Origin of the sequence: Arthrobacter sp. NPDC090010, assembly GCF_044748305.1 — a bacterium.
Classification (GTDB): Bacteria; Actinomycetota; Actinomycetes; order Actinomycetales; family Micrococcaceae; genus Arthrobacter_E.
This window is the reverse complement of record NZ_JBIVFT010000015.1, coordinates 27921-47450: the sequence shown is the minus strand read 5'-3', so window position 1 is coordinate 47450 and position 19530 is coordinate 27921. Positions and strand designations below refer to the sequence as shown.

Annotated in this window: 15 protein-coding genes; 10 read left to right on the top strand and 5 right to left on the bottom strand. The window is 65.9% G+C overall.

Annotated features, from left to right (window positions below):
• Positions 1–212: 212 nt before the first annotated feature.
• Complete coding sequence (locus ACIPXZ_RS16775; protein WP_400596421.1) at positions 213–1325, top strand: type IV toxin-antitoxin system AbiEi family antitoxin domain-containing protein; 1113 nt, start codon at positions 213–215, stop codon at positions 1323–1325.
• Positions 1326–1626: 301 nt separating this feature from the next.
• On the opposite strand, the gene ACIPXZ_RS16770 is transcribed toward ACIPXZ_RS16775, so the two are convergent.
• On the bottom strand, positions 1627–3336 hold the full coding sequence (locus tag ACIPXZ_RS16770; protein ID WP_400596419.1) for a flavin monoamine oxidase family protein: 1710 nt from the start codon (positions 3334–3336) through the stop codon (positions 1627–1629).
• Positions 3337–3405: 69 nt separating this feature from the next.
• Positions 3406–4884: an amino acid permease gene (locus ACIPXZ_RS16765; RefSeq protein ID WP_400596417.1), complete on the bottom strand. Its 1479-nt coding sequence runs from the start codon at positions 4882–4884 to the stop codon at positions 3406–3408.
• A gap of 124 nt (positions 4885–5008) precedes the next feature.
• Between ACIPXZ_RS16765 and ACIPXZ_RS16760 the strand changes: the two genes are divergently transcribed.
• Positions 5009–6751, top strand: a complete 1743-nt coding sequence (locus tag ACIPXZ_RS16760) for a PucR family transcriptional regulator (RefSeq protein WP_400596415.1) — start codon at positions 5009–5011, stop codon at positions 6749–6751.
• A 4-nt stretch (positions 6752–6755) separates the two neighbouring features.
• Here the strand turns inward: ACIPXZ_RS16760 and ACIPXZ_RS16755 are convergent, their stop codons facing one another.
• Positions 6756–7559, bottom strand: a complete 804-nt coding sequence (locus tag ACIPXZ_RS16755) for a carbon-nitrogen hydrolase family protein (protein WP_400596413.1) — start codon at positions 7557–7559, stop codon at positions 6756–6758.
• Between the two features lie 275 nt (positions 7560–7834).
• On the opposite strand from ACIPXZ_RS16755, the gene ACIPXZ_RS16750 reads away from it, so the two are divergent.
• The 4 genes from ACIPXZ_RS16750 (at position 7835) to ACIPXZ_RS16735 (ending at position 13205) form a co-directional block, all read left to right on the top strand.
• Positions 7835–9025, top strand: a complete 1191-nt coding sequence (locus tag ACIPXZ_RS16750) for an ROK family transcriptional regulator (protein ID WP_400596411.1) — start codon at positions 7835–7837, stop codon at positions 9023–9025.
• Between the two features lie 159 nt (positions 9026–9184).
• Entirely contained in the window at positions 9185–10738 is a 1554-nt protein-coding gene (gene mmsA, locus ACIPXZ_RS16745) for a multiple monosaccharide ABC transporter ATP-binding protein (RefSeq protein WP_400596409.1), read from the top strand.
• 59 nt (positions 10739–10797) lie between these two features.
• Positions 10798–12027, top strand: a complete 1230-nt coding sequence (mmsB, locus tag ACIPXZ_RS16740; protein WP_400596407.1) for a multiple monosaccharide ABC transporter permease — start codon at positions 10798–10800, stop codon at positions 12025–12027.
• Between the two features lie 68 nt (positions 12028–12095).
• Positions 12096–13205, top strand: coding sequence for a substrate-binding domain-containing protein (locus ACIPXZ_RS16735; RefSeq protein WP_400596405.1), 1110 nt, complete (start codon positions 12096–12098; stop codon positions 13203–13205).
• 989 nt (positions 13206–14194) lie between these two features.
• Here the strand turns inward: ACIPXZ_RS16735 and ACIPXZ_RS16730 are convergent.
• On the bottom strand, positions 14195–14884 hold the full coding sequence (locus ACIPXZ_RS16730) for a phosphonatase-like hydrolase (RefSeq protein ID WP_400596403.1): 690 nt from the start codon (positions 14882–14884) through the stop codon (positions 14195–14197).
• 1 nt (position 14885) lies between these two features.
• Positions 14886–15647, bottom strand: a complete 762-nt coding sequence (locus tag ACIPXZ_RS16725) for a GntR family transcriptional regulator (protein ID WP_400596401.1) — start codon at positions 15645–15647, stop codon at positions 14886–14888.
• A gap of 165 nt (positions 15648–15812) precedes the next feature.
• Between ACIPXZ_RS16725 and ACIPXZ_RS16720 the strand changes: the two genes are divergently transcribed.
• From ACIPXZ_RS16720 to phnE, 4 genes are read left to right on the top strand one after another with little or no spacing between them, the layout of a single operon-like run.
• Positions 15813–16976, top strand: coding sequence for a TIGR03364 family FAD-dependent oxidoreductase (locus tag ACIPXZ_RS16720; protein WP_400596399.1), 1164 nt, complete (start codon positions 15813–15815; stop codon positions 16974–16976).
• Between the two features lie 13 nt (positions 16977–16989).
• Positions 16990–17928 (top strand): phosphate/phosphite/phosphonate ABC transporter substrate-binding protein, encoded by a 939-nt coding sequence (locus tag ACIPXZ_RS16715; protein WP_400596396.1) that lies wholly within the window; start codon positions 16990–16992, stop codon positions 17926–17928.
• The gene (locus ACIPXZ_RS16710) at positions 17928–18692 is read left to right on the top strand and encodes a phosphonate ABC transporter ATP-binding protein (protein ID WP_400596394.1); all 765 of its coding nucleotides are present in this window, start codon (positions 17928–17930) and stop codon (positions 18690–18692) included. Before ACIPXZ_RS16715 ends, ACIPXZ_RS16710 begins: the two co-directional genes overlap by 1 nt.
• Positions 18689–19516, top strand: a complete 828-nt coding sequence (gene phnE, locus ACIPXZ_RS16705) for a phosphonate ABC transporter, permease protein PhnE (protein ID WP_400596392.1) — start codon at positions 18689–18691, stop codon at positions 19514–19516. The genes ACIPXZ_RS16710 and phnE overlap by 4 nt, the downstream gene beginning before the upstream one ends.
• Positions 19517–19530: the final 14 nt, after the last annotated feature.

Here is a 19530-nt window from a genome sequence, read left to right as displayed (position 1 = left end):
TTTGTGTTTTTGGGCGGCGGGTGGGGCGCGGTTCGGGCCCGCCCCCCCCCCCCCCCCCCCCCCCCGCCCCCCGGGGCGGGGGGGGGGGGGGGGGGCCCCCCCCCCCCCCCCCCCCACCACACCAACAAGGGCGCATTTTTCGTGGAGCTTGAGTTGTCCACATAAACACACCGAACGCTCGGGACCACGCCGGATTCCACCAGACTCGTGCCATGACAGTCGCCTCCGCCCGACTGATCCGGGCACGGGACTCCGCCGTTCACGGACTCGGTCCCGATGAACTCTCCCGACGGGCCCGGTCAGGGGCACTGGTCCGGCTCCGTCGCGGAAGCTATGTGGAGACCTCCACCTGGGTCGCGCTTTCCCCACGGGCCAGACAGGAATTGATGTTCCAGGTCGCAGCCGAGGCATACGGCATGCGGCTGCCACTCTGGGGCCGCAGCAGTGCTCTCCTTCACGGGCTCCCGCTGAAGAACACTCCAGGACAGGACTGGAACGATCCCACCCATCTTCTCGGATCGGCTGCCTCGGGCGGCAGGTCCAAGAATGGGATAGTCCATCACCGGCCTGACGGACGGGTCCGGCAGATCGTGGGGATCAATGGATTGCCCTGCAGCGACGTGGTGAACACCGCCATCGATCTCGCCGTGGATCAGGAGTTCGCCTGGGCCGTGGCCGCGATGGACCGCTTGCTCAACCCGCGAGTGCTTTCCGGCATGGCGGGGACCGGTTCCTGGGACGTCAGCGAATCCGCCCAGACAGGACCTGTACCTTCCGCCCGACCTTCGCAAGGATGGGCACTGCCGGAGGAGACCAGCGAGCCGATCACGACGACGGAGGCCCCGACCCAGCCACGGGACCGGGATGCGGCGTACAGACTCATCGCGCAGATCGGCAACGCCACGCGACGACGGAAACTTCAGGCAGTCCTCGACTTCGCCGACCCCGGTGGATACCTTCCCGGTGAATCGCTCAGCAGGGTGGCGATGCACCGGTACGGCTTCCCGCAGCCAGAGCTGCAAGCAAGGTTCAGTGATCGTGCCGGATTGATCGGGTACACCGACTTCCATTGGAGATCACTGGGGGTGGTCGGAGAATTCGACGGGCGTGAAAAGTATGTGAAGCCCGAGTACCTGAAAGGAAGAAGCCCCTCCGAGGTGGTGGTTGCGGAAAAACTCAGGGAAGACCGGCTCCGGCGCCTCGGGCTGACGGTCGTCCGATGGGTCTGGGCCGATCTGGAGCACCCTGTGCGGCTGGAGGGCCTGCTGCGTCAGGCCGGTCTACCTCAGACAGCCCGAGCAGAGTGGAATCTTCCTCGCACATAGAACTGCGCCCTTGTTGGCGTGGGGGGGCCCCCCGGGGGGGGGGGGCCCCCCCCCCCCCGGGGGGGGGGGGGGGGGGGGGCCGCCCCCCCGCGGGGGGGGGGGGGTTTTGACGGCGGGCGCGGGCCCGGCGCCCCCCGCGGCGCCCAACCCCCCGCCCGGCCCTATTCCGGCCCGCGCCCCCCCCCCCCCCGGGGGCCCCCCCCCCCCCCCCCCGGGGGGGGGGCCCCCCCGGGGGGGGCCCCCCCCCCCCGGGGGGCCCCCCCACGCCAACAAGGGCGCAGAAATCGCGAGACGATCTGAATCAGGCCAGGCGCTTGGGGCCGTACTCGGCCAGGAATTCGCCCGGGCCGGGATTGTCCGCAGCGGAGGCGCCGCCCAGGTGATTCACCACGCCCCACACGGCGTTCAGGCCCGTGGTCACGGCGCCCTCGGCCCAGCCGGCGGTCCAGGACACGTCGTCGCCGGCCAGGAAGATGCCGCGGTGCGCCTCGTCCAGCGCAGACTGCTCGAAGTGCGTGTAGAGCCGTTCCTGGTACCGGTAGTGGCCCGGCAGGTTCGCCTTGAACGCACCCATGAAGTTGGGATCGGACTCCCACGACACCGTGATCGGCGAGCCCACGATGTGGCTCCGGATGTCCACCCCGGGGTAGATCTGCTCGAGGGAGTGGATCATCAGGTCCGCACGCTGCTCAGCATCCAGGCTCAGCCACTTCAGGGCGTCATCGTTCCACGTGTAGGAAAGCAGGATGACTGCGGGCTGGTCCGGGCCGTTGTCCAGCAGGTAAGTACCGCGGGTCAGGCGGTCGGTGAGGGTCATCGACATGACCTCCTCCCCGGTCTCCGGGTTGCGGTCCTTCCAGAACGGCCGGTCCACCATCACGAAGGTCTTGGAGGACTGCATGTAATGCGAGCGCTCGATCGCGGTCCACATCTCGGCCGGGAACAGCGCCTCCTCGGTGTGGATCCGGGTGGACAGCAGCCAGGACTGGCAGGTGGTCACGACGGCGGCGTACTCACGCTCACGGCCCCAGCGCTCGGTGACGGCGATGCGCGACGTCGGCTCGCCGTCGTCGTTCTTCACGCGCGCGATCTTCGCCACGGCGCCGCGCGGGGCACCCTGGTGCAGGCTCGCCAGCGAGGTCCCGGCCGCCCAGTGCTTGAGATTCTCCGGTGCGTGGTTCCACAGCGCATGCGGAATGCGGGCCGCGCCACCGACCACACCGCGGTGGTGATCGTCGGCATCGGTGTAGACCACGCGCAGGATTTCGAGGATGGAGTTCGGGAAGTCGGTGTCCCAGCCGCCCGTGCCGAAACCGACCTGGCCGAACGCCTCACGGTGCGCGTAGCCCGCCTCCTTGAAGGCGCGGCTGTTCGCAATGAATCCGTAGAAGGTCTCCTCGTCGAGTTCCTCCAGCAGCTCGTCCCAGATCTCTTTGATCTTCGCCGTGTCGCGGGCTTTGAGGGCGTTCTGCATCTCCGTGAAGCGCGCGTCCTCTTCCATGCAGGTCTTCCATGCGGCGGCCACCTCATGGAAGAACTCCGGGAGGTCTTCAGACTTCTCCGCATAGAATTTCTGGCCCTTGAGCTCGATCACCGTGCTGGAGGTGACGGGGGCCATCGGATTGGGGAAGTCCGCGGTGTCCAAGCCCAGCAGATCGATGTAGTGGTACAGCGCCTTGCTGGACACCGGGAAACGCATGCCGCCCAGATCGGCCACCACGCCCGGGGCGCTCGGGAAGCTCGCGGTGCGCAGGCGTCCGCCGATCTGATCGGCCTCGTACACGACGGGCTTCAGGCCGAGCTTCATCAGCTCGTAAGCCGTCACCAGGCCGGACAGGCCTGCACCGACGACCGCGACCTCAGTGCCGTGCAGTTCCTCGGGGACGCTGCCGAGGCCCGCTGGATTCTGCACGTAGAGGTCATAGCTGAAGGGGAAATCCGGGTTCAGCATGGTGATGGGGGCGGACGGGTTGCTCTCCGTCCCGGCGACGGGGGCGACGGTGGGTTCCATGGTTCCTTGCCTAAAGTCGTGAACTGCTAGTGCGGTGAAGAGTGGGCCAGGCTCAGTCGTCCTGGTGGCTCAGTCGTCCTGGTGGCTCAGGGCGTAGTCTTGGTCGCTGAGCCCGCCGACGCGGGAGTTCCGTCGTCCATAGCTGAAGTAGACCACCACGCCCACCGCCATCCAAGCGGCGAAGACCAGCCAGGTCACGCCGTCGAGATTGGCCATGAGGAAGAGGCAGGCCAGGGCACCGAGGACCGGGACCACGGGGTACAGCGGCACCCTGAAGCTGCGGGTCTTGCCCGGCTTGGTGACACGCAGGTAGATGACGGCGACGTTGACCAGGGCGAAGGCGAAGAGCGTACCGATGCTGGTGGCGTCCGCGAGCGCGCCGAGCGGGATGAATGCCGCGGTGAGGGCCACCACGATGCCCACGATCCAGGTGCCCTTCACGGGGGTGTGAGTGCGGGGCGAGACCTCGCCGAAGATCTTGGGAACCAGGCCGTCCCGGGCCATGGTGAGCAGGATGCGGGTCTGCCCGTAGAGCACGGTGAGGACCACGGAGCAGATGGCCAGCACGGAGCTGACGGCGAAGACCAGGGCGATCCACGGCTGGTGCGTGACTTCGTTGATGATCTGGACCAGAGGGGCGTCCACGCCGTCGAACCACTGCCAGTTGCGGGCGCCGATGGCGGCGACGGAGACCAGGACGTACACCGTCGTGACGATCAGCATGGAGAGCAGGATCGCCCGGGGCAGGTCGCGCTTGGGGTTGCGGGCTTCCTCGCCGGCGGTGGACGCGGCGTCGAAGCCGATGTAGGAGAAGAACACCTTGGAGGCCGCGGCGCTCATCCCGGCGGCGCCCATCGGCAGCAGAGGCTCGAAGTTCCCTGCGTTGAAGGCCGTGAAGGCGACGACGCAGAAGAACGCGAGGATGCCGACCTTGATGAAGACGATGACGGTGTTGACGACGGCGCTTTCCTTGGCACCGCGCACCAACAGCAGGGTCGCGAGCAGAACCACGATCAGTGCAGGCAGATTGACCATCCCGCCGCCGCCCGGAGGCTGAGAGATCGCATCGGGCAGCTGGATGCCGAATACGGCGATGCTCTCGTTGACGTACTGGCCGGCCCCCACCGCCACAGCCGCCACGGAGACCGCGTACTCCAGAACCAGGCACCAGCCGCAGATCCAGGCCATGCCCTCGCCCATGGTGGCGTAGGAGTAGGAGTAACTCGATCCGGCCACCGGCACCATGCCCGCCATCTCCGCGTAGGAGACGGCGGAGAGCAGTGCGGCGAAGCCGGCCACCACGAAGGAAAGCCAGACGGCCGGGCCCGCGATCGGCACGGCATCGCCGAGAATGACCAGGATGCCGGTGCCGAGCGTGGCGCCGACACTGATCATGGTCAGTTGCAGGACTCCGAACCCGCGCTTGAGGGAGCCGTGCCCGGCATTGTCCTGGGCATCGCGTTCCATGAGCGCAATCGACTTGCGGCGCACCAGCTGCCGGCCGAGGCTGGGCGCGGCGCCCGGCAGGGTCTTGGGGGATGTGGTCATGGGGAGGTCCTTGAGGTTCGGGGAATGCTGGCCGGCGTCGTTGCCGGCGGGAAGAGGCCTAGTCCAAGGCTAGGGCTGTGAGCCAGCTCTCACGATGGTGCAATACGGACTAAACTCTGCCCCTATGGGACAAAGTGCACATTCCATCCATGGTGCCCCTCCGGACGGTGAGGCACAACTCGGCCTCCCTCCCGGCCTGACCACGCATCGGTTTCTGGCTCAATTGCCGTCCACTGTGCAGGTGCTGCACGACGCCGGAGACACTCCACTGCGCTGGGTGGAGACGAGTGAGCTCACCGATCCCACCCCCTACCTCATGGACCATGAGCTGCTGCTGACCGCCGGCCTGCCTTTCCTCGGCGATGGCGCCGCTGGCGAGGCGGTCGACGGCTTCGTCCAGCGGCTCTCGGAGGCCCGGGTCTCAGCACTGGCTTTCGGACTTGAGCCGCACTTCCGCGAAGTGCCACCCGCGCTGCTCGACGCGTGCCGCCGGCACGGATTGACCCTCTGGCAGCTCCCGGACACGCTGCCGTTCGCCGCCGTGGGGGTGACGTTCTCCCGGCTCCTGGAATCGGTCAGCGCGAGCGTCCTGCGCCAGGTGGCCGACGCGAACCGGCAGCTCATGCGGGCGGTCCGGGGCGAGTACGGCGAGGAGGAACTGCTCCGGAACCTCGTCCAGCGCATCCCCGGTTCCGTCTACCTCTACGGGGTCCAGGGCGAATTGCGCCTTCAGTCGGGCCGTTCAGGAACAGCGCACGCGGAGGACCAGGCGGGCGCGTTGGCCCTGGAGCTGTTGTCCGGAAGCGGACCCAGAGTCGAACTGCGCGAGAGCCCGGACGGTTTCCTGCAGGCACTCCCCCTCCGCGGAGCGTCCCGCACCAAACCGGCCTCCGCGCCGACATCACAGACGCCCACGGCGCGACGCCTGCAACGCCCCGAGCCGACGCTGGGCGCATTGGTCCTGCTCACGAAGCAGCGCCTGACCGCACCGGAGAACAGCATCCTCTCGACCGCCGTCGGACTCCTGGAACTGCTCGCCCGGCAGCGCGCCGCCGGTTCGCTCTCCCCCGGTCAGCTCGCGACGCTCCTGCTGCTCGGCGGCGATTCGGGAACCGACGACGGCGTACTCTCGCGCCTGCTGGCGGACAGCACGCCGGGCAGCGGCACAGCACTGAGGGTCGTCGCCGCCCGCTCACATGCGGAGGAGCCGTCCGAGGCTCCCGCCGAGATTCTGGCCTGGCGCCGGCTCTGGGACACGAAGCTGGTGGCTCATGACGGCGGGCTGGTCCTCGCCGTGACCCGGCAGGAGCCCAGCCCGTCCCGGCTGGCGCGGGTGGAAGCGGAGGGATACGCCTGCGCGGTGTCCCGTCCGGCACCTGGACCGGCGACTGTGCACACACTGGCTTCCCAGGCCCGGCGTGAGATCCCTTCCTTGCGCCATGAAGTCCTGGCCCTTCTGCCGAGGGTGGACGAGGAGCACCGCAGCCTCCTGGCCGAGCAGGAGCCCAGGACTTTTGCGAGACTGCTGCCACGTGGGGCGGGCGCGGGTCTCGCCCGGGAGCTTCTGGGACCTCTTCTGGAGCTCGAGGCCGCGCGCAGGGACTTGCTGTTGCGCGTGTTGAGAGCCTGGCTCGCGGCTCACGGCTCCTGGGACGGGGCCTCGAATGCGCTCGGCATCCACCGGAACAGCGTGCGACGGCATATCTCCGCTGTCGGTGAGGTCCTCGGCAAGGAGCTGGCGGATCCCTCCGTGCGCACCGAGCTGTGGCTGGCCCTGCAATTCCTGGAGCCGGAGAACGTCCGGACGTCCTCCGAGCAAGGCCGCGAAGCATCTGCCGGGCCGACTCAGCCCAGCCTGCGGAAGTGAAGACTCAACTCAGCCAACGGCGGTAGAGATCCGGGCGGCGTTCCGGGAGATAGGGTACGTCCGCCCGGGCGGCGGCGAGCCTCTCAGGGTCCAGATCCACGATGAGCAGTTCGGGACCGGGGCCGGCTTCAGCGATGAGCTCACCGAACGGGTCCGCGACGACGCTGCCTCCGCTGAGTGCGAATCCGTCCTCCACCCCTGCGTGATTGACGTAGGCGAGGTAGAGATGGTTCTCCAGCGCCCTGGTGGGGATGACCCGCTGAGGCACCTGCTGATAGCCGACCCCCAGCGCCGTGGGGACCATGAGGAAGTCCACTCCGCGCAACGCCGCCGCCCGGACCGTCTCAGGGAACTCGACGTCGTAGCAGACCACCGTGCCGAGCGTCAGACCGCGGAACTCGACGACGGCGGCCGGCTCCGCCCCGGGTGTGAAGACTTCCTGCTCTTCGGCGCCGAAGAGGTGCACCTTGCGATAGTGCGAGAGTTCCTCGCCATCGGGGCCGAGCAGGGTGGCTGAGATGTGCCACTGAGCCTCCGAGTCCGTCTCTTCGACGTCGGGCAGGCTGTAGAGCAGCGCAATGCCGCATTCCCTGGCGATGTCCGCCAGGGACGCGCGGAGGCCGGGCAGCGCAGCGGGGTCGAACTGCTCGCGCAGCTTCCGGGGCGCGTAGCCGACCGGGAAGAGCTCCGGGCTCAGCAACAGCTCGGCCCCGGCCTCACGGGCGCGCCGGGCGGATTCCCGCAGGGAGACCAGGTTCGACTCGACGTCGAGTACCGCCGACTCCCCCTGCATGATGGCCAGACGCACCAGAGCCCTCTTTTCTTTGCCGGATTTTATCGACGGCCGCTTCCGGCCGTCCCGGGAGGAGCCCCGGTCCTGTGTCCAGGGTAGGCGGTCGCCACACTGAACGGGAGAGGATCTTTTGCACCATGTCCCGTAGCTTCAGGTACTTCGTGCACCGCCGGATCCAGCGGGCGGGAGCCGATGTGCAGCGCGCTTGCCAACCTCGGCCGAATCAGAGCATCCGGGAGATTGCGTTAACTTCTTGACCGCAATGAGCCTCTTGAGGAATGCTTGCATGCATGTCCAGCCGCCCGGGAAGCACCCCGTCAAGCCGCCGCAACCCCGGCTCACAGTCCGCCCTCCGGCTTCTGAACCAGGAGCGTGTTCTCACCGCCCTGGCCGCCGGCCCGGCCACGCAGGCCGAACTCGCCCGGGCCACAGGGCTGTCGACGGCAACGGTCTCCAACATCGTCAAGGAGCTGGAACGCGACGGCGCAGTCCACACCGAACCAACCACGTCATCCGGCCGACGCGCCCTCCAGGTCAGACTGACCCCGGACAACAATGTCGCGGTGGGCATCGACTTCGGACGCCGCCACGTGCGCGTGGTGCTCGCCACCCGGGACTTCAGGGTGGTCGCCGAGGACGCGGCCGCCCTGGAGCTCGGGCACCAGGCGGAGCACGGGATCCTCACGGCACGGGGCCTCATGGAGCATCTGCTGACGGAGCAGGGGCTGAGCCACGGCGATGTGATCGGCGTCGGGGTCGGCATCCCCGGACCGCTGGATCACCGGAGCCATACCGTGGCCCACGGAGCGGTCCTCCCCGAGTGGGTGGGCATCGAGACCGACACGCGGCTGCACGAGGCCCTCGGCCTCCCCGTCCATGTCGACAACGACGCCAATCTGGGAGCCCTCGCGGAAGCCACCTGGGGCCCGCACGGCGGGGCCCAGAACCTGGTGTTCGTCAAAATCGGTTCGGGTATCGGCGCCGGGCTGATCGTCAACGGGGGCCCCGTCTACGGCCACCTTGGCATCACGGGCGAGATCGGGCACTCCGCCATCGACGACCGCGGCGCCGTCTGCCGCTGCGGCAGCCGAGGCTGCTTGGAGACCGTCGCCTCGACCACCACCATGATCGAACAGCTGAGCCGCAATGAGCCCGGCACCGTGACCACGCGAAGCATCGTCACTTCGGCGCGGGACGGCCATCCGCCCACGCTGCGAGTGCTCGACGACGCCGGGCTGGCCATCGGCCATGCGCTCGGCACGGTCGCCAATCTCCTCAACCCTGAGGTGATCGTGGTGGGCGGGCCCCTGGCCGAACTCGGCGAGCTGCTGCTGGCCCCGATCCGGCGCGGGATCCTTCGTCACACCATCCCGATGGTGGGCGCTTCCACCGCTCTCACCGTCTCCTCGCTGGGCGAGCGGGCCGAGGCGCTGGGCGCGGCCGCGCTGGTGTTCCGGCGCCCGGTCACCGCCAAGTCGTAACGATTTGGCACTGCGTCTGCGTTAAAGTGTTGACGGCAAGCTCGAATCTCGAGTTTACTTGTCCGTCAGGAGGGTGATGCGAGCCACAGGCCGCACTCCTGCTCAGTGGGCTTGGCGCCCACACCGTACGACTTCGAGGCAAGCTTCAAGGCAGGACGAATGATGTCTGAGACCACCACCTCCGCGACCATCCTGGAAATGCGTTCCATCACCAAGGAGTTCCCGGGGGTGAAGGCCCTTTCCGAAGTGAACCTCACAGTGAAAGTGGGAGAGGTTCACGCCATCTGCGGCGAGAACGGAGCCGGCAAATCCACCTTGATGAAGGTGCTTTCCGGCGTCTATCCCTACGGGAGCTATGACGGGGACATCGTTTACCAGAACGAAGTCCAGCAGTTCAGAGACATCCGTGCCAGCGAAGCCGCCGGCATCGTGATCATCCACCAGGAACTGGCCCTGATCCCGGAGCTCTCCATCATGGAGAACATCTTCCTGGGAAATGAACCGACCCGTTTCGGCATGATCGACTGGAGCGAGGCGCGACGCCGGGCCATCGATCTCCTCGCCAGGGTGGGCCTCTCGGACGACCCGGATACTCCCGTCAAGGAGATCGGCGTGGGCAAACAACAGCTCGTGGAGATCGCCAAGGCACTGAACAAGTCGGTGAAACTGCTCATCCTCGATGAGCCGACCGCCGCGCTCAACGAGAGCGACTCCCAGCATCTCCTGGATCTGCTGCTGGGCCTCAAGGGCAAGGGCATCACCTCGATCATGATTTCCCACAAGCTCAACGAGATCGAGCAGATCGCGGACTCCATCACGATCATCCGGGACGGGAAGTCCATCGAGACCCTCGACGTCAAGGGCGACGGCGTGGACGAGGACCGCATCATCCGGGGCATGGTGGGCCGCAGCCTGGAGTCCCGCTTCCCGGATCACACGCCTCAGATCGGGGAGACCTTCTTCGAGGTCAAGGACTGGACCGTGGGCCACCCGCAGATCCCGGACCGCCTGGTCTGCAAGGGTTCCAATTTCTTCGTCCGGCGCGGTGAGATCGTCGGCTTCGCCGGACTCATGGGCGCCGGACGCACCGAGCTCGCCCGGTCTCTCTTCGGTCGCTCGTATGGCCGGTTCATCTCGGGGCAGATCATCAAGGATGGCAAGGAGATCACGCTCAAGACCGTCCGTCAGGCCATCGACCATGGTCTGGGCTACGTCACCGAAGACCGCAAGGACCTCGGGCTGAACCTTCTCGACGACATCAAGACCACCACCGTGGCCGCGAATCTCAAGGGCGTCAGCAAGTACTCGGTGGTGAACGAGGACAAGGAGTTCCAGGTCGCCGAAGAGTACCGGAAGTCATTGCGCACCAAGACTCCCAGCGTGGAGGAAGGAGTGGCCAAGCTCTCCGGTGGCAACCAGCAGAAGGTCGTCCTGGCGAAATGGATGTTCACCGATCCTGATCTGCTCATCCTCGACGAACCCACGCGCGGTATCGATGTCGGTGCCAAGTACGAGATCTACGGCATCATCCAGCGCCTGGCCAGCCAAGGCAAGGGCGTCATCGTCATCTCGTCCGAGTTGCCGGAACTCCTCGGCCTGTCCGATCGCATCTACACGATTTTCGAAGGTTCCATCACGGGCGTCCTCGACAAGGCGGATGCGAGCCAGGAGAACCTCATGAAATTGATGACGGCCAAACGCAAGGCCGCCTGAACCACCTTCCCTCTGCTGTGGGGCCGCCGGCCCCTCTCCACGCACCCAAGGAACCTGCAATGAATGCACTGAAAAAGATCTTCGGCGGCGACACACGCCAGTTCGGCATGATCTTCGCCCTCGTCTTCCTGATCGTCCTCTTCCAGATCCTGACGGGCGGCATCACCCTCACGCCTGAGAACGTCATCAACCTGTTCAACGGCAACTCGTACATCCTGATCCTGGCGATCGGCATGGTGCTGGTGATCATCGCCGGACACATCGACCTCTCGGTCGGCTCCGTGGCCGCCTTCGTCGGGATCGCGGTGGCGCTCGCCATGCGTGACTGGGGCTTTCCCTCGTGGCTCGGGGTCGTCTACGGCCTGGCACTGGGCGCGCTGGTGGGTGCGTGGCAGGGATTCTGGGTGGCCAAAGTCGGCATTCCAGCCTTCATCGTGACCCTGGCGGGCATGTTGCTCTTCCGCGGCCTTAACCAATTGCTGGGTAAGTCCAACACCGTCCCGGTGCCGGATGACTTCCAGACCATCGGTGCAGGCTACCTCCCAGAGATCGGACCGGACACCGGCTACAACAACCTCACGCTGCTACTCGGGTTGTTGGCCATCGCCGCCATCATTTGGGGGGAGATCCGCCGTCGTAAGGCATCCGCCGCCCTGGGTGCCGAGGTGGAAGAGACCTGGGTCATCACGGTCCGCCTGATCCTGATCTGCGGCGCTTTGCTCTACGCCACCTACCTCTTCGCCACTGGCCGTCCTGGAACCTCCTTCCCAATCTCCGGCATCATCCTGGCGGCGCTCGTCCTCATCTACGGCTTCGTCTCTTCTCGCACCGTCATCGGCCGTCATGTCTATGCCGTGGGCGGCAACAAGCACGCCGCAGAGCTCTCCGGTGTTCAGGCCAAGAAGGTCGACTTCCTGGTCATGATGAACATGTCCATCCTGGCCGGACTGGCAGGCATGATCTTCGTGGCCCGCTCCACGGCGTCCGGCCCGTTCGATGGAGTCGGCTGGGAACTGGACGCGATCGCCGCCGTCTTCATCGGTGGTGCCGCGGTCTCCGGCGGTGTGGGCACCGTGATGGGTTCCATCGTCGGTGGTCTGGTCATGGCCGTGCTGAACAACGGCCTGCAGCTGCTGGGCATCGGGGCCGACTGGACCCAGATCATCAAGGGCGGTGTGCTTCTGCTCGCCGTCGCTTTCGATGTGTACAACAAGTCCCAGGGCAAGCGGTCCATCACCGGCTTGCTTCTCAAAAACTTCGGAACCAAAGCCGAAACCAAGGCCGCCTGAGGCCTAGAACCCCGGACCGGGGGCACCCTGCGAGTGTCCCCGGCTCATCAATAGAAAGAGATTCACTCATGCGCATGTTCGGAAAAGCGGGCAAAGCTGCCGCAGTCGCCGCCATCGCCGCCCTGGCACTCACGGGCTGCGGCCGCAGCGAGTCCGGCTCCACCGCCAGCGGGGACGCTTCCGGTTCGGCAGGTTTCGCCAAGGACGCACTGATCGGTGTGGCCCTCCCCCAGAAGACCAGTGAGAACTGGGTGCTGGCCGAGAAGCTGTTCAATGACGACCTCACAGGTGCCGGTTTCAAGGCCGACGTTCAGTTCGCCAACGGTGGTGTCTCGGAGCAGCAGAGCCAGATCACCAGCATGATCACCAAGGGTGCCAAGGTCATCATCGTCGGCGCGATCGACGGCTCCCAGCTGGGCACTCAGCTCAAGCAGGCGCACGACGCCGGTGCGATCGTCATCGCGTACGACCGTCTGCTGAAGAACACCAGCGCCGTCGACTACTACGTCGCTTACGACAACTACAAGGTCGGCGAACTGCAGGGCCAGGCCCTGCTGGACGGCATGAAAGCGAAGAAGCCCTCCGGTCCGTACAACGTCGAGCTGTTCGCGGGTTCCCCGGATGACGCCAACGCCAAGGTGTTCTTCGACGGCGCCATGAGCGTACTGCAGCCGAAGATCGATGATGGCACGCTCAAGGTGGTCTCTGGTCAGAAGACCTTCGAACAGGCCGTGACCCAGGGCTGGAAGGCCGAGAACGCCCAGAAGCGCATGGACACCATCCTGGCCGGCAGCTACAGCTCCGCCACGCTGGACGGCGTCCTCTCGCCCAACGACACCCTGGCCCGCGCCATCCTGACCTCGGTCAAGGCCGCTGGCAAGCCGACTCCCGTCGTGACCGGCCAGGACTCCGAGGTGGAGTCCGTGAAGTCGATCATGGCCGGGCAGCAGTACTCGACCATCAACAAGGACACCCGCAAGCTCGTGGAGCATGCCATTGAGATGGTGAAGGGTCTCCAGACCGGCAAGACTCCGGAGATCAACGACGACAAGTCGTACAACAACGGCGTGAAGGTCGTCCCGGCCTTCCTGCTGCCGCCGGTCATCGTGACCAAGGCGAATGTGGGCACCGCCTACGAGGGCGACCCGGTCCTGGGTCCAATCACCTCGGGCAAGTGATCCAAGCCCGTCTCCGGACGGGATTGAGAACGGCGGTGGCCGGTGGACGGAAGTCCACCGGCCACCGCCGTTTCGCGTAGTCCTCAGACGATACTAGGCAGTTCTGCCACCGAGTTCAGAATCGCGTCATGCGGGTGTCCGGAAAGCTCCGGTAAGACCCAACCCGCGAAAATCGATACCTAAAACTTCATGTTTACATCTCAAGCCCACAGGGTGGATGAACTATGCCAAGCACTTTGTCTTCAGAATGGCATTAGAAGCTTGTCGGGTAAGCCAGACTGCAGCTCCTCCTGAAGTGAAAACCAGCACCACCGACGCGGTTAGTGTGATAGCGCAAATCGGTCTGTTCCACCGAGGATCGGCGACAGCGCCACTGGGAGTGAGACCTATGGACTGAACCCGGTTCCCGTTAATATATTTCTGAAGATAGGAGCCTTTGCAGTTAGAAAGTGGCTCGCCCTTCTTGAGGAAGTAGCTGGAACCATTGGACAAAACGCAGTTGTAGTAGTACTGACCTGTCGGCTCGGCCTTCGCCTGCCCAATCGCCAGCCCAAGACCCAGGAGTGTGACTACGAGCGTCGCAATGACCATGCGAAACGGGCTTCTTGAAAATTTAACGTGATCTGAGATCGATAACATCGAAAACCTTTCTGGATGCGACATCTTGAAAGTTCAATAAATCGAAGAGCAAGATAAAAATTTATATAACATCTATTTGCATGAATGCACTTTGCATGCTACTGCCAGTTCGGAGTCAGCGCAAGCATAATGTTCAACATTTGCCAAAATTTCTGAACCCTCACTCAACCCATCGGAATCCTCGTAACATCGCCATCGAAGCGGACTAGCACCAAGAAGACGCGAAAAGGCCAGATACCGTGCGCAGCACACCAATGCAACAGCCCGTCTCCGGACGGGATTGAGAACGGCGGTGGGGGGGGGGGGGGGGGGCCCCCCCCCCCCCCCCCCACCGCCGTTTCGCGTAGTCCTCAGACGATACTGGGCAGTTCTGCCACCGAGTTCAGAATCGCGTCATGCGGGTGTCCGGAAAGCTCCTCGCGGCCCAGCTTGCCGGTCAGGACGCCCACTCCGCGGACCCCCGCCCGATGTGCTGCCAGCAGATCGTTGACGGTGTCACCGGCGGCGATGACATTCCGCACGTCCTGCACCCCGGTCCGCTCCATCGCACGGTGGATCATGAAGGGTGCCGGGCGCCCCGCACTGACCTCGTCGCTCGTGACGACCGCGTCGAGCACCAGCGCAGCGTCCGACGCGCCGTCGTCGTCCGCCAGCTTCCAGTTCAGCGCCTCCAGCAGCGGTCCCGCGACGTCGGCCGAGAAACCGGTGGTCAGCGCAAGCTTGACTCCTCGCGCCCGGAGACCGTTCAGCGTGTCCTCGATGCCCGGGAGCGCCACAGGCGGGTTGGCAGCGTAGAGCCCGGCGAGGATGGCGCGGAATCGTGCGAAGGCACCCCGGACGGTCTCCTCGTCGGCGGGGTGATCGCCGATGCGCAGCAGGGCGGTGATGGCCTCCACCTTGTCAGCCCCCATCCAGGCCTGAACGTCGGCCTCGCTGGTCGCGATCCCCACCTCCTCCACGCTCTGGGCCAGGGCGCGGTAGACGTCCCCGTGTTCGTCGATGGTGGTTCCGGCCATGTCGCAGGCGACGAGCTGGGTCATGTCAATGTCCTTCGGTGTGGATGCGGATCAGCGCGGCACGCTGCTCCACCGTGTTGTCGATGATGAAGTTCGTGATCCCCGGGAGATAACAGTCCTCCGCGTACTCGACATGCGTCCCGTCGTCGGTCGTGGTGAGTCGCCGCTCGCGCAGCAGCGGGGAGCCCGGGGAGGTCCCCAGTGCCTCAGCCTGCGCCGCCGTTGCGGCCACGGCATCGATGGTGTGCCGGGCACTGTGGATCCGGATCCCCTGCTGCTTCAGGTAAGCGAAGATGGAACCGCTGTCCGTGTCGAAGTCGAAGAGGAGCCGCCCCACGTCATAGGTGAAGGTGCTGGACTCCAGCATGGCCGCCTCCTCGTCGAGGTAACGGACGCGCAGCACGTCCACCACCTTGTCCCCGACCCGAAGGTCGAGCGCTTCAGCGGCGTCCGGAGTCGCCTGCCGGATGGCCAGTTCCACCGTGCGCTGGCCTGGGGTCTTGCCCATCTTGTAGGCCCACTCCGTGAACGAGTTGAAGGTCGAGAACGACTGCGAGGGCACTCCCCCGCGGACCACGGGAGACTTGCCACGTCCGCCGCTGATGACCCCCTCGCTGCGGAGGAACGCGAGCGCCTGGCGGATGGGGCCGCGACTCGTGCCGAATTCCCGGCAGAGCTCCGCTTCGCTGGGAAGCTGGCTTCCCGCAGGCCAGACACCGTCGTTGATACGACGCATGAACTCGTCGCTCAGGCGGACGTGCAATGGTTCTGTCGGCTGGATACTCACCACTTGATCATACAAGTGGAGACACTTGTCCTGTCATGATTTTCAGGGGCTTGGAATGAACACCTGGTTAATCAATTCGGCCTCAGGTAAACACTCCGTGAACTTGTCTATACAGGTGCCGTTTCGGCTTGAAGCGCGGTCACACGGTCCGGCAGTCTGAATGACGTGAACAACGAAACCACCACCGATCTTCTGGTCGTCGGCGCAGGCATCGTGGGCCTGGCCCACGCAGCCCTGGCGGCGGAACGCGGCTTGTCAGTACAGGTCGTGGAGCGAGACCACCGCGCCGTCGGCGCCTCCATCCGGAACTTCGGGCACTGTTGCGTGACCGCCCAGAGCGGCGAACTGTATGAGCTGGCACAAGTGTCCCGCAGGCACTGGCTCTCCATCGCCGAGCGGGCCGGCTTCTGGGCCGCCCCGACGGGCGCCGTCGTCGTCGCTCACAGCGAACCGGAACTCGCCGTACTCAAAGAGCTCTCCGCATCCCGCGAAGAAGGTCAGGTGACCCTCCTCGATGCTCAGGAGACGCGCGCCAAGCTCGGGCCTGCCGGAACGCACTCCTCCTGGCCCGGTCTGCTGGGCGGAGCGTTCCTCCGGGATGATCTGCGCGTGGACCCCCGGACGACCGTCGCCAAGCTCGCCGCCTGGCTGGACACCCTGCCGCAGGCCGCAGTGCACTGGAACACCTCGGCACTGGCCTTCACCACCGACGGGGACAGAGTCCACGTCGCCACCTCGCGCGGCGGGTTCTCCGCCTCGCGCGTGCTGGTCTGCGTCGGCCACGACCTCGACTATCTCTTCCCCGAAGAGGCCGCCGCGCACCGGATCCAGCGGTGCTCACTCAACATGGCGCTCGGCCGGATGCCGGAAGGGTTCCATCTGACGCCCGCCGTCCTGACAGCCACATCCATGCTGCGCTACCCGGCGTTCGTCGAAACCGACGCCGCAGGAGAGCTCCGGGACGAGGTCACCACCATGAACCCGGAGCTGCTGGAGGTGGGCGCCAACGTCATGTTCACCCAGCGCCCCGACGGCACCGTCCTGCTGGGCGATTCCCACCACTACCACCAGTCCGCCCCGCCGTTCCTCGACGAGTCCGTCAGCGAGACGCTGCTGGAACACCTCACCCAGACACTCGGCACTCCGCCGCGGATCGTCGAGCGCTGGCAGGGCGTCTACGCCTCATCCGAAGTGGGTCCGCTCTTCATCCAGGAAGTGCTCCCCCGGGTCACCGCCGTATCGGTCACCTCCGGTGTCGGCATGACCCTCTCCTTCGGCATCGCAGACCGAACCATCACCTCTCTGTTCCCCTCCGTTTCGCCCTCCTGACGAAAGAACCATCATGAACAAGACCACCCGTGCCCGTCTCCTCGCCACGGCGGCTGCGTCACTCACCGCGGTCCTCGCTCTGAGCGCCTGCGGCGGCAGTTCTCAGGCCAGCGGGAACTCCGCTTCGGCCTCCTCCGCCTCGGTCTGCCCCAATGGGGAGATCAAGTTCGGCGTCGAGCCCTACGAAGCCCCCGACAAGCTGCTTCCGGCCTACCAGGTCCTCGCCGACGCGCTGTCCAAGAAGCTGAACTGCCCGGTCAAGGTCCAGGTGGTGGACGACTACGCGGCAGAGGTTCTCGCCATGAAGAACGGCAAGCTGGACCTGGGCGAGTTCGGTCCGCTCGGTTTCGTCTTCGCCAGCCAGCAGGCCGGCGCCGAACCGATCGCGTCTTTCGCCACCGCGGACAAGAAGCTCTCCAGCTACAAGGCCGGCCTCTGGGTCCCGAAGGACAGTGCCATCACGTCCATCAACGATCTGAAAGGCAAGTCGATCGCCCTCGGCTCCAACGGTTCCACCTCCGGTGACGCACTCCCGCGTTTCGCACTCAAGCAGGCGGGGATCGCCGAGAGCGACGTCAAGCTCGACTACGCCGGTGGTCACCCGGAAGCACTGCTCGCCTTGAAGAACGGCAAGGTCGACGTCGCCGAGATCAATACCCAGACGCTCGCCACGGCAACCTCCGAGGGAACCTTCAAGGCGTCCGACTTCCGTCAGATCTGGGCCTCGGACCCGATCCCGAACGATCCGATCACCATCCGCAAGGACGCCGATCCGGCGCTGAAAAAGGCCGTCACCGACGCTCTCCTCCAGCTAGACGCCGCCGACGTCGCCAAGGTCGGGTCTTTCCTCGACGTGACCCCTCCCGGCCCGATGATCGCCGTCACCAAGGACGACTACAAGCCGCTCTTCGACCTGGCCGCCGCTCTCAACCTCACCGAAAAGAACCTCTGATGAACAGCCCGCTCCTTGATGTCACCTCCCTGACCAAGTCCTTCGGCGGACGCAAGGTCCTGGAAGGAGTCGACTTCTCCGTCGCTTCCGGCGAGCTGGTCGCGTTCCTCGGGGCCAACGGCTCGGGCAAGTCCACCACTCTGCGCTGCGTCATGGGCATGACGGAGGCGGACGGCGGAAGCATCAAGCTGGGCGGGCAGGACCTCGGCCAGTTGCAGGGCAAGCCCCTGCAACTGGCCCGCAGGAAGGCCGCCATGATCTTCCAGAAGATCCACCTGGTGCCTCGCCGGACAGCTCTCGAAAACGTCTGCACCGGAGCGTTGGCGCGGATGAGCACGGGGCGGAGCCTGAGCCCGCTCTTCTTCCCCGACGACGTCCTCGAAGAAGCGATGGACTGCCTTGACCGCGTCGGCCTGGCCGATCGCGCCCACGACCGGGCCGGGCGGCTCTCCGGCGGGCAGCAGCAGCGCGTGGCCGTGGCCCGCGCCCTCTGCCAGCGGGCCGACGTCGTTCTTGCCGACGAGCCGGTCTCCGCGCTCGATCCGCACGCCGCTGAGCAGGTCATGCAATTGCTCTCAGGCCTCGCCCACGAGCACGGTCTGGCCGTCGCTGCGGTGCTCCACCAGCCCGACCTGGCGCTGCGGCACGCCGATCGCGCCATCGGTCTGCTGAACGGCCGCATGGTCTTCGATTCCCCCGTCACACGAATCGGCGCCGCCGACCTGGACGAGCTCTACGCACCCGATCGGAGGCTCGCAGCATGAGCACCCGTATCGACGCGCCCCCGGTGAAACGGTCCCGTCCGGCGCTCCGCAGCCCTCGGCGCTGGTTCGGCTGGGCAGTCCTCGCCGCAGTCATCATCGTCCTGCACGTCTTCGCCATCGAGGGCACCGAGTTCCAGCCCCAACTGCTCGTGGAGGGCTGGAAGGGGATGGCGGACTTCCTGGCGCAGGCGTTCCCACCGGACCTGAATTGGGAGAAGACCGTCAAGCCCGGTCTGGACGCCACGCTCGTGACGCTCTGGATCGGCCTGCTGGGAACCACCTTCTCCATCCCGACGGCCCTGCTGCTGGCCGTTTTCGGCGCGCGCAACACGAGTCCTGCCGGCTGGACCTATCAACTGGCCAGGGTGATCCTCTCCTTCTTCCGCGCCGTGCCGGACATCGTCTTCGCGCTCATCTTCGTCACCGCCGTCGGCCTCGGCCCCTTCCCTGGCGTGCTCGCCCTGATCTGCCACAACACGGGCGTCATGGGCAAGCTCTGGGCGGAGGCGATGGAGGAGATCGACGCCGGGCCTCAGGAGGCACTGCGCTCCGCCGGTGCCAACCGGCTTCAGCAGGTCGCCAACGCCACACTGCCCATGGTGGTGCCGCAATTCGTAGGCCTCCTTCTGTACCGCTTCGACGTCAACGTGCGTTCCTCCCTCGTCCTGGGTCTCGTGGGCGCGGGCGGCATCGGCCTTCTGATCAACCAGTCCATCAAGACCTTCCGCTTCGACTCGATGCTCACGCACATCATCATCGTCCTGGTGCTGATCGTCGTGGTGGATCAGCTTTCCGCCTTCGTCCGCAAACGACTGGCGGCGTGAACCGGCCGGACGGC

Bases quoted from the DNA above. Each gene is read 5' to 3' on its own strand.
- ACIPXZ_RS16775 (WP_400596421.1), top strand. From the start codon at position 213: ATGACAGTCGCCTCCGCCCGACTGATCCGGGCACGGGACTCCGCCGTT.
- ACIPXZ_RS16770 (WP_400596419.1), bottom strand. From the start codon at position 3,336: ATGGAACCCACCGTCGCCCCCGTCGCCGGGACGGAGAGCAACCCGTCC.
- ACIPXZ_RS16765 (WP_400596417.1), bottom strand. From the start codon at position 4,884: ATGACCACATCCCCCAAGACCCTGCCGGGCGCCGCGCCCAGCCTCGGC.
- ACIPXZ_RS16760 (WP_400596415.1), top strand. From the start codon at position 5,009: ATGGGACAAAGTGCACATTCCATCCATGGTGCCCCTCCGGACGGTGAG.
- ACIPXZ_RS16750 (WP_400596411.1), top strand. From the start codon at position 7,835: ATGTCCAGCCGCCCGGGAAGCACCCCGTCAAGCCGCCGCAACCCCGGC.
- mmsA (WP_400596409.1), top strand. From the start codon at position 9,185: ATGATGTCTGAGACCACCACCTCCGCGACCATCCTGGAAATGCGTTCC.
- mmsB (WP_400596407.1), top strand. From the start codon at position 10,798: ATGAATGCACTGAAAAAGATCTTCGGCGGCGACACACGCCAGTTCGGC.
- ACIPXZ_RS16735 (WP_400596405.1), top strand. From the start codon at position 12,096: ATGCGCATGTTCGGAAAAGCGGGCAAAGCTGCCGCAGTCGCCGCCATC.
- ACIPXZ_RS16730 (WP_400596403.1), bottom strand. From the start codon at position 14,884: ATGACCCAGCTCGTCGCCTGCGACATGGCCGGAACCACCATCGACGAA.
- ACIPXZ_RS16715 (WP_400596396.1), top strand. From the start codon at position 16,990: ATGAACAAGACCACCCGTGCCCGTCTCCTCGCCACGGCGGCTGCGTCA.
- ACIPXZ_RS16710 (WP_400596394.1), top strand. From the start codon at position 17,928: ATGAACAGCCCGCTCCTTGATGTCACCTCCCTGACCAAGTCCTTCGGC.
- phnE (WP_400596392.1), top strand. From the start codon at position 18,689: ATGAGCACCCGTATCGACGCGCCCCCGGTGAAACGGTCCCGTCCGGCG.